At 68.5% G+C, this 18,188-nt stretch carries 17 protein-coding genes; 2 read left to right on the top strand and 15 right to left on the bottom strand.

Annotation, left to right across the window (positions count from 1 at the left end; all coding sequences use genetic code 11):
• Positions 1-75: 75 nt before the first annotated feature.
• The 13 genes from ETD83_RS45400 to eccD form a co-directional block, all read right to left on the bottom strand.
• Positions 76-1,224 carry a WXG100 family type VII secretion target gene (locus ETD83_RS45400; protein ID WP_205717778.1) on the bottom strand — a complete coding sequence of 383 codons (1,149 nt, stop codon included), beginning with the start codon at positions 1,222-1,224 and terminating at the stop codon, positions 76-78.
• 2 nt (positions 1,225-1,226) lie between these two features.
• Complete coding sequence (locus ETD83_RS19900) at positions 1,227-1,607, bottom strand: hypothetical protein (protein WP_138646647.1); 381 nt, start codon at positions 1,605-1,607, stop codon at positions 1,227-1,229.
• A gap of 135 nt (positions 1,608-1,742) precedes the next feature.
• Positions 1,743-1,985 carry a WXG100 family type VII secretion target gene (locus tag ETD83_RS19895; RefSeq protein ID WP_138646646.1) on the bottom strand — a complete coding sequence of 81 codons (243 nt, stop codon included), beginning with the start codon at positions 1,983-1,985 and terminating at the stop codon, positions 1,743-1,745.
• Positions 1,986-2,254: 269 nt separating this feature from the next.
• On the bottom strand, positions 2,255-2,515 hold the full coding sequence (locus ETD83_RS19890) for a hypothetical protein (RefSeq protein WP_138646645.1): 261 nt from the start codon (positions 2,513-2,515) through the stop codon (positions 2,255-2,257).
• An 891-nt stretch (positions 2,516-3,406) separates the two neighbouring features.
• A complete protein-coding gene (locus ETD83_RS19885; protein ID WP_138646644.1) occupies positions 3,407-3,790 on the bottom strand; it encodes a hypothetical protein in 384 nt (127 codons plus the stop codon).
• A 99-nt stretch (positions 3,791-3,889) separates the two neighbouring features.
• Entirely contained in the window at positions 3,890-5,311 is a 1,422-nt protein-coding gene (locus tag ETD83_RS19880) for a S8 family serine peptidase (RefSeq protein ID WP_138646643.1), read from the bottom strand.
• Positions 5,312-5,414: 103 nt separating this feature from the next.
• On the bottom strand, positions 5,415-6,590 hold the full coding sequence (locus ETD83_RS19875; RefSeq protein ID WP_138646642.1) for a WXG100 family type VII secretion target: 1,176 nt from the start codon (positions 6,588-6,590) through the stop codon (positions 5,415-5,417).
• Positions 6,541-6,924, bottom strand: coding sequence for a hypothetical protein (locus tag ETD83_RS19870; RefSeq protein WP_138646641.1), 384 nt, complete (start codon positions 6,922-6,924; stop codon positions 6,541-6,543). The genes ETD83_RS19875 and ETD83_RS19870 overlap by 50 nt, the downstream gene beginning before the upstream one ends.
• A 139-nt stretch (positions 6,925-7,063) precedes the next feature.
• Positions 7,064-7,351 carry a WXG100 family type VII secretion target gene (locus tag ETD83_RS19865; protein ID WP_138646640.1) on the bottom strand — a complete coding sequence of 96 codons (288 nt, stop codon included), beginning with the start codon at positions 7,349-7,351 and terminating at the stop codon, positions 7,064-7,066.
• A 40-nt stretch (positions 7,352-7,391) separates the two neighbouring features.
• A complete protein-coding gene (locus ETD83_RS19860) occupies positions 7,392-7,706 on the bottom strand; it encodes a WXG100 family type VII secretion target (RefSeq protein WP_138646639.1) in 315 nt (104 codons plus the stop codon).
• A gap of 226 nt (positions 7,707-7,932) precedes the next feature.
• Complete coding sequence (locus ETD83_RS19855) at positions 7,933-8,223, bottom strand: WXG100 family type VII secretion target (RefSeq protein WP_138646638.1); 291 nt, start codon at positions 8,221-8,223, stop codon at positions 7,933-7,935.
• Between the two features lie 106 nt (positions 8,224-8,329).
• Positions 8,330-9,772, bottom strand: a complete 1,443-nt coding sequence (eccB, locus tag ETD83_RS19850; protein ID WP_138646637.1) for a type VII secretion protein EccB — start codon at positions 9,770-9,772, stop codon at positions 8,330-8,332.
• Between the two features lie 13 nt (positions 9,773-9,785).
• Positions 9,786-11,198: a type VII secretion integral membrane protein EccD gene (gene eccD, locus ETD83_RS19845; protein WP_138646636.1), complete on the bottom strand. Its 1,413-nt coding sequence runs from the start codon at positions 11,196-11,198 to the stop codon at positions 9,786-9,788.
• Between the two features lie 507 nt (positions 11,199-11,705).
• Between eccD and eccCa the strand changes: the two genes are divergently transcribed.
• Both eccCa and ETD83_RS19835 read left to right on the top strand, forming a co-directional pair.
• Complete coding sequence (eccCa, locus tag ETD83_RS19840; RefSeq protein WP_138646635.1) at positions 11,706-15,656, top strand: type VII secretion protein EccCa; 3,951 nt, start codon at positions 11,706-11,708, stop codon at positions 15,654-15,656.
• Between the two features lie 8 nt (positions 15,657-15,664).
• On the top strand, positions 15,665-16,141 hold the full coding sequence (locus ETD83_RS19835; RefSeq protein ID WP_138646634.1) for a YbaB/EbfC family nucleoid-associated protein: 477 nt from the start codon (positions 15,665-15,667) through the stop codon (positions 16,139-16,141).
• Between the two features lie 63 nt (positions 16,142-16,204).
• Here ETD83_RS19835 and ETD83_RS19830 read toward each other — a convergent pair whose 3' ends face one another.
• The gene (locus tag ETD83_RS19830; RefSeq protein ID WP_138646633.1) at positions 16,205-16,876 is read right to left on the bottom strand and encodes a hypothetical protein; all 672 of its coding nucleotides are present in this window, start codon (positions 16,874-16,876) and stop codon (positions 16,205-16,207) included.
• Between the two features lie 63 nt (positions 16,877-16,939).
• Positions 16,940-18,188 (bottom strand): hypothetical protein (locus tag ETD83_RS19825; RefSeq protein WP_205717777.1); only part of this gene is annotated, 1,249 nt, incomplete at its 5' end.

The following is an 18,188-nucleotide window of genomic DNA, read 5'->3' as shown; positions in this document are numbered from 1 at the left end:
GAACACGGCGCGAGCGGCCCGAAGAGTCCGATCCGCTCACGCCGTCTCCTACATCGTCTCGTGACCTTGGCTGAATCAGCCAATCACGGGAGGCGCGGCGTCATCATCGTTTCCACCCCACACGTCGTCGTCTTCGGTGAGCCAGGTGGTGCGCTCGTGCTCGTCCTGGCCATTGCCGCCACCGTCGCGGCCGCCGCCCATGGGCATGCCGCCCATGCCGCCGCGACCGGTGCCAGCAGCCTTCCCCGGGTTGTTGCCTCCACCGACGCCGCCCCTGCCCGTTCCGATTCCGGCACCGCCGGGCATGCCGCCGGCAATGCCACCAGCGCCGAGCCCCCCGCCGGGTAGACCGCCGCCTCCGCCACCACCAGGCAGGCCGCCACCACCGAGACCTCCGCGGCCAAATGGGTCGATGCCTGCACCGCCGCCACCGCCGGGCAGGCCGGCGAGGTCACTCCCGGTAGGACTGCCACCTGGGATGCCACCGCCGTAGCCGCCGTGCATGGTGCCGTCACCACTACTGCCAACACCATCGAGGCCGCCCGGAATACTGCCGCCGCCACCGGGGATGCCACCGCCGCCGCCGGGAAGGCCGCCCCCGGGAAAATTCTTCGGGCGCTCACGATAGATACCCGTCTTCGGGATATCGGTCGAGATCTCCTCAGGCATTGCGGTGTTGGCCTCGCGAGCACGGCCGCTCAAGCGCTGCACGTGCTCCACAGCGGTCTCCGACTCCTTGTCTTTGATCAGCCCCAGGGCTTCACCCTTCGTCAACCCGATCAGGCCTCCAGACACCCCGCCCAGAAGAGTGCCCCCGGTGACAACGCCTGCGTGATCCCAAGTAAGTCCTTTGAAGAACCCTTCCTTCGGCTGGTGATCCTTGTACCACTTCAATTTCGGACCGTGATCTGAAAGAGCCTTACTCGCCTGGTCGGCTACCTGCCGAATGTTCTCGGCACTTGCCTGCAGTCGCCGCATCTGCTTGACAGTAGCCTCCGCATCGTCGCCCTTCCAGACACCGGTCAATGCAGAGATCTGAGCCCGTAGAGTTCCCGCCGCTTCCTCGAACTTGGAAGCGACGCCTCCGTAAACCGGTCCAGCCTTGATCACTCTTTCTGGGTTGGTGCCCGCAAAGAGCCGGTTCATGGCGTCCATGTCGCCTGACCATTGCTGGCCGTTATCAGTGTTGGAGCGAATGGGCGCCCTGTGCCGCTTGTCAGCCATCGCTAACTCCCACCCCATTCTCCGGTGTTCCGCCGGCTCGCACTGGAACCGCCACCCGCGTTTACCCGGTTCGCAGCGGTGACGTTCGTCTGCTCCTTTTCGTCATGATTTCCGACCATACGCTCAAGAGCCTCGATCACCTGGTCGTAGCTGTTGATGAACTCCTGGTACTGCCCCGAAATCTGGTTGAACGCCGCGATGGTCGACGCCCCCAACGCCTGCCCCGCAGGATACATACCTAGGTCCTGCGCAGTAATGTTGCCGTTCTGCTGGAGATCGAAAGCAGAGCCTTTGCCTTCGTCGAACTTCTCGCGATTCGCCTTTAAGGCTTTGATGATCTTTCTGACCTCTTCGGTGTCGATCTCGCTCTTCTGATCACCCATATGCGCCTCCGGAGGGCGGGAGCCCTGCTGCCCCTCGTTGAGTTCTGTCCGGGGAGTGCACTGACCGATGGTCGCCACGGCCGACCGTGTCCGCGCGAGACGGCCGATTGGGGAGCGTGGCGAGGGTCGGTCGCGTCAGCCGATGATGTTGACGTTGGTCTGGACCGTGCCCTGCCCGGTCTCCTGCGAGGACTGGATCACCACACCGAACTGCGCGATGGTGAAGGCACTGCCCGCCTCACCGATCCACCGGCCCGACAGCTGCGCCTGCTCCTGCCCCAGATCCGCCTGGATCTTCCGCAGGTCCTGCACAGCCTCCTCGACCCGCTGGGCCGCAGGGGCCATTTCTGCTCTGTCGACCGAAGACTTCTGGCTCATCAGTCATCCTTCCCCGACCTTCGTTCGACGCGACGCGCGCTCCCGTCAGTTCCTCGCCACCCGGACGACTTGAAACCCAGCGTCAAGCAGAGCACACATCCTCGTAAAGCAAATATTAGGGGGCGGAAGCGCCGGATCGTTGGCAATGCCCTTTACGGAAGACCACATCGAGCAAAAGGGACCACCGAAGCTCGTCCACGCGAGGGCACGGGGCCTCGCCTGCAGCACTCATGACCCATCTGACCTGCCCAGACTGTGTCGACCCGACATCAGAGCACGATGCCCCAAAGGCGGCGACCATGGCACCACAAGTCAATGACCAGATAGTTGGTGAGCATGTCAGGATCTTCCACTACGTCGTGATACCTGCCCTTTAATGCTGATCTGTCACCTCCAAGAAGTTGATCAATCCTGCGTTCAATCCCGAGCTGGGAGATTGGCTGTTGAGACTCCATCTGTGTCCGGGCAGTAGAGCTCATCTGCAGGCCCACGGTGATCAATCCAGGATCGTGGACGGCTTCGAACAGCAAATAGCGCGCGTATCAGGCCAATGAGCTGCAGGTAGAGATACATCAGGGCGGCGGGGGAGGCGGGGTCGCTGCTACTGAAGCGGTCGGCTGGGTCGACGCGGCACGCCTTCCTCCAGAGGAGGTGCGGTCAAGCTGGGTGAGACTGTGCGGTCTACTGCGTCTGTAAGGCAGATATCGCGGTGTGCTGCGAGAGGTGCGCACGCGCGGAGGGGATTAGGGTCCGCCTGACGGTGCTATGTTCGGTCATGGCCCAACTCGGAGGTCGCGGGTCGCGAGGGTCCGCGTGTGCGGGCGGGCTGAACGACGGCACCGCTCAAGCGCGGACGGCGAGCTCGGTTTGCGGACGACGGCGAACCTCATGCTGGTAAAGCCGGGTGAAACAGCAGACGGCGCCCGGCTAGCGAAAGGCGACTTTGGCCGCCACCCGGCGCTTGGAGCAGGCCCTCTTACGTCCTCACCCCTGCCGCCCTGCGGCAGCGGTCGGAGCTTTGTCAGGTGGCCGCTGCTGTTCACTGCGAGCTAGGGGTGGGCCGAATTCGTCGGTGCAATGGTCAGGTAGCCGCAGCCTCGGTCCTGGCTGGTGTTCTGCACGCGGAGGAGGCTGGCGGCCGGGCCGTCATGTGGCCCGGGCCGGGCGTCCGGTCTGGCGCGGTTACCTCGTCCTTCTGGCCGCCGGTGGGGCCAGTGGGTCGGGGCGTCGGTCGGCGAGGCGGCGGCTTATGGGGTGGGATGCTGTGGCTTGGTGGTCGCCGGATTTGTCCCGGCGGCCGGGACGGCCGCCGGGCGCTGGGGGCCTCTCGATCGGCGTGGCGTCGGACGGAACCGGCGGCGCAGGAGCCGAGGAGTGCGCTCGTCTGGGCGACTTGGGTTACGCGGATGGGGCTTGGCAGGCTACTGCGACTGGGCGGTGCACTCCTGGGAGTCCTTGTTGACCTTGTCGGGGTCCTTGCCCTCGATGTTCTTCGGGGCGATGGCGGGCGAGGTGGGCTCGGGCATTTCGTAGCCCTTCTTCCGCATGCACTCCACGAGCTTGGTGAGCGCCTGCTTCTGTGCCGGGGTGAGCTCGCTGCCGCCGGTGCCGCCACCGGTGCTGCCGCCACCGGTGCCTCCGCCACCGTTGCCGGTGATGGTGCCGCCTCCGCCGGGTGTCGCCGGCGCGCTGGTGCCGGACGACGGGGTCGAGCTTCCGCCCGCGTCGTCCGAGTCTCCTCCGCAGGCGCTCATGCTGAGTGCAAGGGTGGCAACGGTGACAGGAATCACCAGGAGCTTCTTCATGATTACTCTTTCTGTCGGTTCGGTCGCACACCAGGGAAGACGGCTGTCCACTCGCCCGAGTCCGAGCGAGTAGACAGCCGCGAAGAGAAGTGTGACGTGCTAGTTGGGGGGCCTCGAACCTCCGGGGCCTTGCGGGGGCATGTACTGCTGCCCTCCCTGGGGGCCTCCGGGAGGCGGGCCGGGCTGGCCGCCCCAACCGGGCGGCGGACCGGACGGCCCACCCTGCGGGGGCACCGGCTGCCCGCCCTGCGGGGGGCCGCCGTGCGGAGGCGCGCCCTGGGGTGGTGGTGCCTGGCCGCCCCAACCCGGTGGCGGACCGGACGGCCCGCCCATGGGCATGGGTCCGGCACCCGGCCCCATCGGCGTGTTCTTCTTGCCTCGCCGGAGGACGAAGAAGAGCACGGCTCCACCGATCACCACGATGGCACCGCCGGCGATCAGCAGGATCATGAGGTTGCGATCCGCGCGGTCGGAGTCCTTGGTCGCGGCGTCCTTGGGCCGTTTGGTCGCGGACGGCTTCGCGCTCGCCTGCGGGTTGTCCGCCAGCCAGCGGTCATAGGCGGCGAAGACGGGGTTCGGCGCGTTCTTCGGGACCGTGGCGCCCAGCGCGTCCGCCGGGATGATGACTCCGGCGCCGGTCATCTGGTCCTTGCCGGGCGGGCCCGCGTCGATGGCCGTGTTGATGATCCGCTGGACGACCTCGCGGGCCGGCATCTGCGGGTGCTTCGACCTGACCAGCGCCACCGCCGCGGATGTCAGGGCGGACGCCTGGCTCGTCCCGGCGACGTGGTCGGTGACCTGGCCGTTGGCGAGGACGGTGTTCACCAGGAACCCGGGGGCGGCGACAGCGACGTAGGGCTGCCGCTCGGTGGACTTCCAGGCGGCCTTCTTGTTGTCCACCGCACCGACCGCGAGGACACCCGCGCAGTTCGCGGGCTCCATGGACGGGTTGCTCGCGTCGCCGCTGTTGCCGGCGCCCGCCACAACGACGATGTCCTTCTGGAGGGCGTAGGAAACGGCCTGCTGGACCTCGGGACGGCACCCGCCCGACGCCGCGAAGGCCTGGGAGATGTTGATGACCTTGGCGCCGTGGTCGGCCGCGTAGCGGATCGCCTTGTCCCAGACCGACAGGTTGGACGTCACCGACATGATCTTCGCTTCGGGGGCGACGCCGACATAGCCCGACCCGGTGCCCTGGCTCGCGATGAGGGCGGCCATCCCGGTGCCGTGCGAGTCCTCGAGGTCCGTGGACGGCCCGACCTGCCCGTCTCCGCTGCCCGAGACCGCGTCGGTCCCGGGGACGAGGACGCCCCGCAGATCGGGAATCCGTCCGTTGACGCCGGTGTCGATGACCGCGACGGTGACACCCGCCCCCTTGGTGACGGGCCAGACCTTCTGCTGGATGTCCCACGCCGAGAACCACCACTGGTCGTTGCGGGGCCCTGGTGTCGCGCCGGCAGGTGCCGCGGTGGTCATGACCAGGGCTGACGTCGCCCCGATCGCGGCGAGCCATCGTGTCATCCGTCGCACAACGAAACCTCACTAAACGGAACACGGCGTGAGCGGTCCGAAGAGTTCGATCCGCTCACGCCGTCTCCTACATCGTCTCGTGATCGAGCCGGGATCAGCCAATCACGGGCGGGGCGGTGTCGTCATCGTTTCCGCCCCACACGTCCTCGTCCTCGGTGAGCCAGGTGGTGCGCTCGTGCTCGTCCTCGCCATTGCCGCCACCGCCGCGGCCGCCGCCCATGGGCATGCCGCCGCCCATGCCGCCGCGACCGGCCTTGCCCATGCCCGCGCCGGCACCGCCGCCGCGGCCCATGCCTGCACCGGGCATGCCGCCGGCCAGGCCGCCGGCACCGAGGCCGCCGCCACCGCCGGGGATGCTACCGCCGCCGCCGCCGGGCATGCCGCCACCGCCGAGGCCGGTGCGGCCGAACGGGTCGCCGGCGCCACCGCCACCGCCGGGGGGAAGGCCGGCGAGGTCGCTGCCGGAGCCGCCGGTGCCCGGGATGCTGCCGCCGCCACCGCCGCCGGGGATGCTGCCGCCGCCACCGGGGATGTTGCCGCCGCCACCCGGAATGTTGCCGCCGCCGCCCCCGATGTTGTTCGTGGGGACCTTCGACGTGATGCTCGTCTCCGGCATGTTGGTGGTGATCTTGTCGGGCATCGCGCGGTTGGCCTCGACCGTGCGCTCGCCGAGCCGCTTCATGTGCTCCTGCGCGGCCTTCTCCTCGGCGCTGTCGATGAGGCCGAAGGCCTCGCCGAGCTTCTTGCCGCCGAGGGCGATCATCCCGCCGGCCGGTCCGGCGACCATGGTGCCCGCGGCCACGACACCGGCGTCGTCATAGGAGATGTTGCCGATGAAGCCCTTGCCCGGCTGGTGCGTCTTGTACCATTCGAGCTTGGTGCCGTGGTCGGAGAGAGCCTTGCCGGTCGTTTGGGAGACGTCCTGCATGCCGGTCGCGCTCTGTTCCAGACGCTCCATCTGCTTGGTCGTGGCGTCCGCGTCCTCGCCCTTCCAGACGCTGGCCAGCGCGGCCTTCTCCTTGCGGAGGATGCCGGCCGCGTTCTGGAACCTCTGCGCCGCGGCGGTGTAGTGCTTGCCCGCCTCGATGACCTTGTTCGGGTCGGTGGCATTGAGGATCCGGTTCATCTCATCGATGCCGCCGTCCCAGTCAGTGGGACTGTCCTGGTTCGAGCGAATGGGCTCGTCATGCTTCGTGTTACCCATGAGGTATCGATCCCGCCTACTGCTTGTACGAGCCGGTGTTCTGGTTGGTCGGCGTGGAGCCGCCACCGCTCGTCATCGCCCTGTTGGCGGCCGCGGTGTTCTGCTGCTCCTTCTCGTCATGGTTGCTGACCATGCGATCCAGCGCGTCGATGATGCCCTGGTAGCTCCGCAGGAACGCGTCGTACTGACCCTTGATCTGGCTGTACGCCGACTGGGTCGAGGCTGCCAGACCCGAAACCGCGGGGTACTGCCCCAGTTCCGCCGTCGTGACGTTGCCGTGCATCGAGATGTCGTTGCGCTTGCCGTGACCGCCCTTTTCGAAGTCGTCCAAGTTGTCCCTGAGACGCTTGAGGATCTTCTTGACCTCTTCGGTGTCGATCTCGCTCTTCTGATCACCCATGTGAGCCTCCGGCGGGCCGGAAGACCCGCTACCCCGTGTTGACTTCAGCTACAGATAAGGTCTCGTATCCGACCGCCACCACGGCCGGCCGCCCGGATATCGGCGGCCGGCCTGGGAAGCGTGGCGTGGGTCGGCAGTGTCAGCCGATGATGTTGACGTTGGTCTGGACCGTGCCCTGCCCGGTCTCCTGCGAGGACTGGATCACCGCACCGAGCTGCTGCACGATCCGGTTGATGTCGGCGGCGGAGGCTTCCCACTTCTGCTTGGCCTGGAAGTAGGCCTCCCGCGCACCGTCCTCCCACTCCGCGAGCTTGGTCTCCACACTGCGGGCCAGATCGTCCAGCTCGGAGTTCATCTGGTTGGACTTCTGCTGGAACGCGGCGAACGCCTGCTGCATCGCCCCGAAATCCATCGACTGATAGCTCATTGTTCCTCCGTGTCGTCCTGAGATCGGTGATGGATGTCGATCAGCCGTTCAGCAGCCCGGCGACGCGGTTGACCGCCTCGGTCTGCTGCTGCTCGCTGCCCTCGTAGTTGATCTTGACCTGAACGAGCTTCTCGTGCAGCTGGCTCAGGACCTCCAGAACCTTGCTCAGTTCGCCGTTGAACTCGTTGAAGACCTTGGTGAAGGCACTGCCCGCCTCACCGATCCATCGGCCCGACAGCTGCGCCTGCTCCTGCCCCAGATCCGCCTGGATCTTCCGCAGGTCCTGCGCCGCTTCCTCGACCCGCTGGGCCGCAGCGGCCATTTCTGCTCTGTCGACCGAAGACTTCTGGCTCATCAGTCATCCTTCCCGACTTTGGTTCTACCTGTGTTCGACGCGACGCGAGCCCCCGTTGTTCATCGTCGACCCGGTCGACTTTGAACTCCATGGTCGGGCACAACGCACATCCTCGTAAAGCGACATTACGGTGCAGGAACGGTACATGGCCTGCGAAGGGACTTACGGAAGACCGCATCGGACGAAAGGGTCCGCCGAAGCCGGTCGTCCGTGGGAGCGTGGGCCGTCAGGCCCACATCTGGGTGTTGGTCCCCTCGGCCGACTGGTAGTTCTGCTGGGCGGTACCCACCGCCTGGCCGAACTCCTTGACCGTGTCCGCCTGCTGCCGTGCCACGCGGTCCCACTTCCCCTTGGCCTCGAAGTAGGCGTCGCGCGCGTCGTCCTCCCATCTGGCCAGGCCGCTCTGCAGATCGGCTTCGAGCGCGTCCAGCAGGGCGACCATCTCCCGATGCTTCGACTGGAACATCGCCTGGGCCTGCTGCATGGTGGCGTAGTCCGTGCTGAAGGCTTGACTCACGGCATCCCCTCCGTAATGACCGTAACGCGCGGCGATCGTATCAAGATTCTGCGCTACGTTGGGAAACTTGCCCTTTAATCCTGATCACTCTGAGGTATCCGGTTGATCACGCACCGGCACCACTCGGTTGAATGGGTTCAAGTGCTTTCTGCGGGTCCAATGCGGGCCCTTGAGGCACGAGGTTGAGCAGGTTCGCGGGGACCGGAACGGAGTCGTTCTTGTCCCCGGAGATGGAGTAGCCGAGCGCCGCGGCGGTCTCCGCGGACTTCAGCGCGTACCTGCGGCCGTCGTCGGCGACGAGGGCATAGGTGTTGATCGACTCGACGGCGCCGGACGCGGGCAGCACCCCGGCCAGAACCGCGCTCCCCGGCGGCAGCACCACGTTGTCGACGCCCCCGCCGGACGCCCGCACCGGCATCGGCAGGTCGGCGCCGCCGCCGATGGTGAGCTTGGCGTCGTTGGCGCCCTTCCCAGGGTTGGGATAGACGACGCAGAGCGACTGCTTCGCTTCGTACGGCCGCACCGTGACCTGCGTCTGCGGCAGCCGCTCGTCGATGACGCGCTGCGCCGAACGGTGGGTGGTCACCGCCGCGCCGTCGAGCGGGGTGTCCTTGGGGAGCCTGTACGTGGCCGAGTTCTGGATGAGCGCAGCCTGCAGGACGCTGATCGGCGCGTACCCGTCCGGCATCAGGACGTACGGCTGGTTGCCGCCGCCGACGCCCCCGACGCGGAAGACCTGGCCGACCACGCCGGCGGCCCCGGCGAACTGCGGCTGCCTGCCGGCACCGGGGATGTTCGGCGGCGCGAAGTCGGGGCCGGCCGGCAGCGCGTTCACGAAGCCGGGCGACACCTGGGCCGGCGCGGACGCGCTGAGCACGGTGAGACCCGCCGGCGAAAGGCGCATCCGCTGGTTCTTCCAGATCAGCCAGTTGTTGTTCGCGCCGGTGCTGACGACCACTCCGGTGGCCGGGTCGAGCGGCTCCCCGCCCACGTCGCGTCCGCCCACCAGGGAGACCACCGACTGGCCCGGCCCGCCCTGCTGGCCCTGCCGGACGCAGACCGACCACGGGCCGCCGACCAGCCGCTTGGCCGCGGGGACCGAGTCGGGCGCGCCCGGGATGCCGATCATCGGGCCGCGCGGGTAGTCCGAGAGCGACTTGGCGGAGACGGACTTCTGCTGGGGGGCGGAGCCGCCGCTTCCGCCACCGGCGAGGGACGCGGCGAGCTTGGCCGACGCGTAGTTCGCGACCGGGCACAGCACGTCCTTCTGGGAGCCCTTGGGCGTGCACCAGACGTAATGGGCGCCGGTCTCCTTCTCCATGAGGACGATGCCTTTTTTGTCCAGCCCGCTGTTGCCGCCGCCGAAGAGCAGGCCGACGATCCCGAACCCGGCGCCGACGAGGATCGCGACCATGATCCCGGCGAACGTGCCGATGTTCATCTTGCGCAGCGGCGCCTCGGGGTAGTCGGGCTCGGCGAGGATCAGCGCCTGGGAGGCGCGGTGGGTCATCAGGCGGTGCGCCTGAAGCAGATCCCTCTTGGTCTGCATGGAGCCTCCCCCGTCAGCTCACCACGGTGCGCACGTACTCGAAGACCCCGGCGACGCCGAGCGCCAGCGGGACGAGCGCCACCACGAAGAGGATTTCCAGGATGTCTCCCGCACGGCCCCAGAACGGGGTCAGCTTGTTGCCGGGCAGCCACATCCCCACGCCGGTCGCGATGGCGGAGACCACCAGCGTGGGCAGCAGCACACCGACCAGCAGCAGGACCTGGGAGTCGGCGTCGAGCGCGGTGGCGACGGCGAGCGTGCCGAGCCCCGCCACGCCGGGGATGAGAAGCCAGAGCTTCTGCGCCCTGGCCCGGAAGATCCGCGCCCGCAGCAGGACGGTGAAGGAAAGGACGACGCACATGACGGGGCTCACCCAGCCGCCGTCGAACGACAGCGGGACGATCGCGCCGATGGCGACGAGCCCGATCGCCGAGACGCCGCCGGTCACGAACCGGTCGGCGACGGCCGTGCGCTCCAGGAGGGCGCGTCCGTCCACCATCATGGTGTCGCGGCGCAGCTCCTCGGCGCTGCCCGGCACGGGCGGCAGCTGGACCCTCGCCAGTTTGAACGAGACGCCCGGCAGCAGCGGTGTCAGCGCGAGCGCCACCGTGACGGTGATGGCGGCGATTCCGGCGCCGTCCATGTCGAACACCAGCGGGACGGCGCAGTTGGCCGTCCCGAGCAGCGCGGCTATCGCGACCCCGTAGAAGACCGGCAGGCCGTCCGCGATGGCGAACCCGGCCAGCGTCGCGGCCAGCACCACCGCGCCGAACCCGGCGACCAGGTGCAGCGCGCCGATGTCCATCAGCGAGTCCTTGTTCGCCGGGGCCAGCAGCCCGGCGAGGAACGCGTACGGCAGCGCCGCGTAGCCGAGCGCCGCGCCCGCTCCGGCGTCGCCGAGCGCGCGCGACAGCGAGATCGCGGCGATCAGCAGGAGCAGCGCGATCACGCCGGCGGCGGCGGCCGGGGCGATCCAGGACGAGCCGACCCCGGGCGGCCCGGCCGCCAGCAGCGCCAGTGCCCCTACGATCAGCCCGGCCACGCCCCAGGCGATGGCGAACTTGCGGGTGGAGTCCTGGCGCCAGCGTCCTGGCCGGTCCTTGACCCCGGTGGCGACGACGTCGGGGACGTCGTCGAACACGAGATCGGGGATCTGCGCCATCCGGGGGCGCAGGTAGAGCAGATCGCCGTCGCGGATTCCGGCCTGCGCCGGTGTGCTGGCCGGATCGAACGGGGCCTCGTCGAGCTTCTGCACCACCCAGCCGCCGTGCGCCAGGCCGGCGTCGGCGAGGTTCTGGCCGGCGTAGCGCAGCATCGTGGGGTAGAGCTCGGCGAAGGTGGCGTCGGCCGGCAGCGCGATGTCGACCCGCCGGCTCGGTCCGACGACCGTGATCCGGCAGAGGTCAGCTCCTGGGAGCGCACTCACGACTTCCTCGCAAATCTTCCGGTGTTCGGGCCCGGTCCGGCGGACGGACCGTGCCCGGTGGTCGGGCGGTGCCCTCCGGTCGGACGGTGTCCGGCGCTTGGGCGATGTCCGGCGCGTGGACGGTGTCCTTCCGTCGGACGGTGTCCGGCGCTCGAACCGTGTCCGGCGCCCGGATGGTTTCCGCGGTTCGGACGGGGGGCGAAGCACCTGCATGGTGCCATGCGGGTCACCTCGGTCGCCGGGGGATGCTCGTGCTTCATGGTGACGTGGTCGCTGGTCGTGTGAACGGCGCTAACCCTAATGTCTGAATGGGTCCGACGTGTACCGGACCGGTCACTGATGGGTTCGATGTGACTCGCATGCCAGATCTGATGCCTCTACGATTCCTATCGTTCAAGTAATCGCACGACCACATGATCGTGATACGGCAGGCAGCAGGACACCGGGAGACCGGCGGCGCACCCCGCGCGCTGCTCAGGACAGTGTGCGATGGAAGGGACGACTAGCGTGAGCACGGACATCGTCCGGCGCAGGGAGCGGCGCGACCCCCCGCCGATGCCGCGGGGGGAAATCCTGCTCGAATCACCGCCGGAACTGCCGGAACTGATCCCCCAGGGCATGCAGGCGGTGCTGACCTACCTGCCGATGCTCGCGGGTTCCGGCGCGATGGTCTTCATGATGGCGGGCCGGGGCGGCGGCACCCTGCAATACGTGGCGGGCGGCATGTTCGCCGTTTCCATGTTCGGCATGATGCTCGGCCAGGTCGGGCGCGGCACCGGCGAGCGCAAGGTCAAGCTCAACAACGAGCGCCGCGACTACCTGCGCTACCTGGGGCAGGTCCGCAAGAAGGTCCGCAGGGCGGCGAAGCAGCAGCGCGAGGCGCTGGAGTGGGCGAGCCCCGACCCGAGCTCCCTGTGGTCGCTGGCCATGAGCGCCCGGTTGTGGGAGCGCCGTCCGTCCGACGACGACTTCATCCAGGTGCGGCTGGCGAGCGGCGCGCAGAAGCTCGCGGTGCAGCTGATCGCGCCGGAGACGAAGCCCATCGAGGACCTCGAACCCATGACGGCGGGCGCGCTGCGCCGTTTCGTGCGGACGCACGCGAACGTCCCGAACCTGCCCATCTCCCTGTCGCTGCGGTCGTTCTCCCGGATCGTCCCGAGCGGTGACCCCGAGGCCGTGTACGGGATGGTCCGAGCGCTGCTCGTGCAGATCGCAACGTTCCACTCCCCTGACGACGTGCGCATCACGGTGTGCGCGTCGCGGGAACGGATGGTGTGGTGGCAGTGGATCAAGTGGCTCCCGCACAACCTGCACCCCACCGAGCACGACGCGGCGGGGCCGGTCCGCCTCATGGCGGAGAGCATGACGACGCTGGAGGCCATGTTCGGGCAGGAGGTCAAGGACCGTCCCCGGTTCCAGCCGGGCCTGTCGCAGGACGACCTCCCGTACCACATCGTCATCATGGACGGCGGCCAGGCGTCCTACGACTCCCAGCTGGCCGCCGACGGCGTCGAGGGCGTCTGCATCATCGACCTGACGGGCTCGGTCGCGCCGACGCCGGAGGCGACCATGCTGCGCCTCGGCGTCACCAAGCAGGCCGTCTCCCGCCTCACCAAGGACCGCACCGGCAAGGACGTCGCCACCCGCATCGGCAAGCCCGACTCGATCACTCTCCAGCAGGCCGAGTCGCTGGCCCGCCAGCTCGCCCCGCTGCGCGCGAGCGCGTCCACCGGCCCGATGGAGGACGCCCTGTCCGGCGCCACCACGGTGACCTCGCTGCTCGGCATCGAGAACCCGTTCCGCGTCGACCCGCGCGAGACGTGGCGGCCGCGGGCGCCGCGCAACCGGCTGCGCGTCCCGATCGGCGTCGACACCGAGGGACGTCCCGTCCACCTCGACATCAAGGAGTCCGCGCAGGGCGGCATGGGCCCGCACGGCCTGTGCATCGGCGCCACCGGCTCCGGTAAGTCCGAGGCACTGCGGACGCTGGTGCTCGGGCTCGCGCTGACGCATTCGTCCGAGGTGCTCAACTTCGTCCTCGTCGACTTCAAGGGCGGCGCGACGTTCCTGGGGATGGAGAACCTCCGGCACGTCTCCGCGATCATCACCAACCTGGAGGACGAGCTCCCCCTGGTCGACCGCATGTACGACGCGCTGCACGGCGAGATGGTGCGCCGCCAGGAGTACCTGCGCGCCCAGGGCAACTACGCCTCGCTGCGCGACTACGAGAAGGCGCGCGAGCAGGGCGCCGACCTGCAGCCGATGCCGACGCTGTTCCTGGTGCTGGACGAGTTCTCCGAGCTCCTGTCGGCCAAGCCCGAGTTCGCCGACCTGTTCGTCATGATCGGACGGCTGGGACGGTCGCTCGGCGTGCACATCCTGCTGGCGTCGCAGCGCCTGGAGGAGGGCAAGCTCCGCGGCCTCGACACGCACCTGTCGTACCGGATCGGTCTCCGGACGTTCTCCGCGCAGGAGTCGCGGGTCGTGCTGGGCGTGCCGGACGCCTACGAGCTGCCGTCCGCCCCCGGGCACGGCTACATGAAGTTCGGCACCGAGTCGATGACGCGGTTCCGCGCCGCGTACGTGTCCGGGCCCGCCTCCGAGGACCTGCAGCCGAAGGACCAGGGCGGCCCGCAGGTCATCCGGCAGATCGTCCCCTACATCCCGGACTACATCCGCCCGCACGTCATCGAGAACCAGCAGGAGCAGCAGGGCCAGCAGGAGCAGACGCAGGCGACGCTGTTCGACGTGGTGGTCGGGCAGCTGGAGAACCAGGGCCCGCCCGCGCACGCGATCTGGCTCCCGCCCTTGGACGCGCCGCCCACGCTGGACGAGCTGCTGCCGTCCCTCGCGGTGGTCCCGGGCCTCGGCCTCACCACGCAGCACGAGGCGTGGCGGAACCGGCTGCACGCGATCGTCGGCGTCGTCGACAAGCCGTTCGACCAGCGCCGCGACCCGATGTACGTCGACCTGTCCGGCCCGGCGGGCAACGCGGGCATCGCCGGCTCGCCGCAGACCGGCAAGTCCACGATGCTGCGGACGCTGATGGCGTCCCTCGCGATGACCCACACGCCGCAGCAGGTGCAGTTCTACGGCCTCGACTTCGGGGGCGGGACGCTCGCGGCGATGTCCGACATGCCGCATGTCGGCGGGGTCGCCAACCGCCTGGACGGCGACCGCGTCCGCCGCACGGTCGCCGAGGTCACCGCGCTGCTGGAGCGGCGCGAGCGCGAGTTCGCCGAGCGCGGCATCGACTCGATGCCGACGTACCGGCGGATGCGCGCGTCCGGCGAGATCACCGGCGACGGCTACGGCGACGTGTTCCTCCTCGTGGACGGCTGGATGACCCTCCGCCAGGACTTCGAGAACCTCGAACCCGTCATCACCGACCTGGTGGCCCGCGGTCTCGGCTACGGCATCCACGTGGTCGCGACCGTCAACAAGTGGTCGGAGTTCCGGATGAACGTCCGCGACCTCTTCGGCACGAAGCTGGAGCTGAAGCTCGGTGACCCGTACGAGTCGGAGATCGACCGGAAGCTCGCGGGGAACGTCCCGGAGGGCAAGCCGGGCCGCGGCCTGACGCGCGAGGGCCACCACTGCCTGACGGCGCTGCCGCGCATCGACGGCGACACCGACGACTCGACGCTCGCCGAGGGCGTCAAGAAGCTGGTCGCCGCCATCGCCGGCAACTGGGACGGGCCGGGCGCGCCCAAGGTCCGGATGCTGCCCGCCGTGCTCCCGGTCTCCTCGATGCCGAGCGCGCAGGAGAGCGGTTCGCGGATCCCGATCGGCATCGACGAGGACACCCTGTCGCCGGTGTTCCTGGACTTCCAGGCCGAGTCGCACTTCCTCGTGATCGGCGACACCGAGTGCGGCAAGTCGAACCTGCTGCGCATGATCACCAGCGGGATCATCGAGCGGTACACCCCCGACCAGGCGCGGATGATCTTCATCGACTACCGGCGTGCCCTGCTGGACGCGGCCGACACCGAGCACCGGATCGGCTACGCCGCGTCCTCGGCGGCCGCGCAGGGCCTGGTGAAGGACATCGTCGGCGCGCTCCAGGCGCGGCTCCCACCCGCCGACCTCACGCCCGAGCAGCTGCGGGACCGGTCGTGGTGGAGCGGGGCGGACCTCTACCTGATCATCGACGACTACGATCTGGTGGCCACGTCCGCCAACCCGGTGGCGCAGCTCGCGGAGCTGCTCCCGCAGGCCCGCGACATCGGGCTGCACGTCATCGTGTCCCGCGCGTCCGGCGGTTCCGGACGCGCCATGTACGACCCGGTCCTGCAGCGCATCAAGGAAATGGGCTCACCCGGCCTGCTGATGTCCGGTAACAAGGACGAGGGAGTCGTGCTCGGCAACGTCAAGGGCCACGCACTGCCGGTCGGCCGCGGCTACTTCATCAACCGCCGCCACGGCACCCGCCTCATCCAGACCGCACACCAGGAATAGGAGATTCGATGGCCGAGTTCAGCCTCGGACCCGACTTCGAGCGCTTCCAGCGCGATATGCAGCAGCAGATCGGCGACTTCTCGAAGATGCAGGAGACCATCCAGGCCGCGGTCGGCCGCGGCGAGGCCGCTGAAGGCCGGATCGTCGCCGAGTTCACATCGGAGGGCGGTCTGACCAAGCTGGAACTCGACCCCCGCGCGATGCGGCTGTCGTCCGCCGAGCTGAGCGAGGAGATCCGCACCGCGGTCAACGCCGCCGCGCAGGACTTCCAGACCAAGGTGAAGGAGGCCGGGTCCGCCCTTTTCCCGGCCAAGGACGACGGAAAGGGCATGGACCCCGCCAAGGCCCTCGCCTCCCTCGACAAGATCGCCAACGGTTTCGCCGGCCAGATGCGCACCCTCGCCCACGAACTGGGCGTCCAGCAGCAACGCGCCAAGGAAGCCATGGACAACTACAAGGGCCCGGGCTCCCCCGGCCCCCGCTGAAACGACCCGCAACGTGGGCCCAGGCCACCGCCCGGGCCCACAATGCTGTTCAGCCCGGGCAGCTCAGTTGTCGCGGACGTGTCGGTGGCGCAGGAAAAGGACGAGTGCTGTCAGCGCCGCCATGAGGGCCGATCCGACGCTGAAAAGGGTCTTGCCGGGGATCGAGCTGGTGCCGTCGATGATGCGCCTCTCGTCCGTGGCGCGGTCGTGGCTGACCCTGACGAATTCACCCCGCGCATATTTGCGGCTCGGCTCCGCACCGCGGCCGGACGGGCCGTCGACGACCTTGTAGGTCCCCGTGGGGCACGCCGTCTGGTAGTGGTAATGGCGGTAGTAGGCGTCCCGCGTCTCCACCGAAACCGACGCTACCTTGCACGGCTCTTGTTCGGTGCGCGCGTCCACCATGGCGGAGGCCAACAGCAAGGCCATCGGCGTCGTCAGCACAATTGCCAGGAAGCCTCCGCCCACCCACCGTTTGTTGACGCTGCCGAGCACCACCCAGCAGCCGATACCGACGCAGACGCCGCCGACAGCGCAAGCCGCCACGGCGACGGCCACCATGGTGTTCGCGGGGACGTCCAGCGTGAAAGCGGTCACCGTCGCCATGGCGAGGGCGAGCCACCCCGCGCCCAGCAGGCCGTATCCCCACCTCGCCCGCCGTCCCTCGGCCCTTCGCAGCGCATCACGCGCCGACTGAAGAACCTCGGGCTCCCAGGGCTCGTACCCGACGCTCACCCGGCCTCCTTTCAGAGAACGCTCCGGACATGGGAACGGAATGGCGGATGCTCGCCCACGGGTCTATTTGTAGATGTCCCAGGGTGGGGGCGGGTCTTCATTCTTCGGGTTGGGATTCCATTGCTTGCTGCCGCTGGGTGAGGACGACGTGACCTTGTCGGAGTGCTCGCCTTCGGTGCTCATGCCGTGCTCATAGTCGACCTTTGAGCCTGTCTGTGGGTTCTCGGCGCCGACGGTTCCGCTGCCGCCGACGCCTTTGTCGTCCCACTCCAGTTTGGGGCCTCCACTGACCGCGACGGGCCCCTGGCTGTACTTGCCCTTGATCTCGGCGTTGCCGCCCTTGTACTCGCCTTCCTGGATCTTGTGGTGGGTGGCGAGTTCCGTCTCACCGTTTCCGAGACCGATCTTGGCTCCGCCGCCGACGTCCCAGGTCCCGTCGAATCCCCGGTCCGCGTCCAGATCGATTTCCGAGAGCGGCGATCCCTTGGAGCCGGTGGCGACACGCGGGTCACGCTGCCCGCCCGGCAGGGGATTCTGGGACGGATTGAAGATCTCACCGTTCGACCTGTTGACAAAGGCGAGTGCGCCGTTGGCCCCGCTCTGCACGAGGTTCGCGGCGGCACCGGCCGAACCGTTGATGAGAGCCTGCTTGAGGGCCGCGTCCGCTCCGGTGTTTCCCTGGGCGCCCTGGTACTTCGCGGTGACCACCGCGCCGCCGCCCATTGCGGCGCCGGCGACCAAGCCGAGATTGGCGAGGATCCCGGTCGCGACCCAGGTGACCGTCAAGCCGGTCTGGGCCGCCGCCACGCAGGCCGGATAGTCGACCACGAAAGCCGCCGCGATGGCCAGCGCGTCAAGGTAGACGGCCATTCCGATGGCGAACACCGCGTACGCGAACAGCGCCCACGCCAACCCGATGAGCGCGTAGGAGACCGCCATGCAGTAGTCGTGCAGCGCGTCCAGTTCCCGGCAGAAATCGTGAACCGTCTTCTCGTAGAGAGCACGGTCGTTCATGGTCCAGGAGTCCGCCGGAATGTTCTTGACCCTGGCCTGAAGTTCGTGCGATGCCTTCTCGAGTTCCTGTGCCGCCTTGGCCCACTCCTGGCTGGCCTCCTCAAGGTTCTGCGGCTTGCCGGTGGCCAGTTTGAACTGGAACGAGACGAGCAGGGCGGGCGGCAGGATCATCGCCCCGATGGCCATGTTGGTGGCGGCGGTCATGAGGCTCTCGGCGGCCCCGACCGTGGAGGCACCCAGCAAACCACCGGCTCCCGCCACACCCGCCGCACCGACTCCGGCCCCGGCGCCCCTTGCC

It is taken from the genome of Actinomadura soli, from assembly GCF_005889715.1.
GTDB lineage: Bacteria > Actinomycetota > Actinomycetes > Streptosporangiales > Streptosporangiaceae > Spirillospora > Spirillospora soli.
The sequence above is the reverse complement of the archived record's forward strand: the minus strand, read 5'-3'. Positions and strand labels throughout refer to the sequence as shown.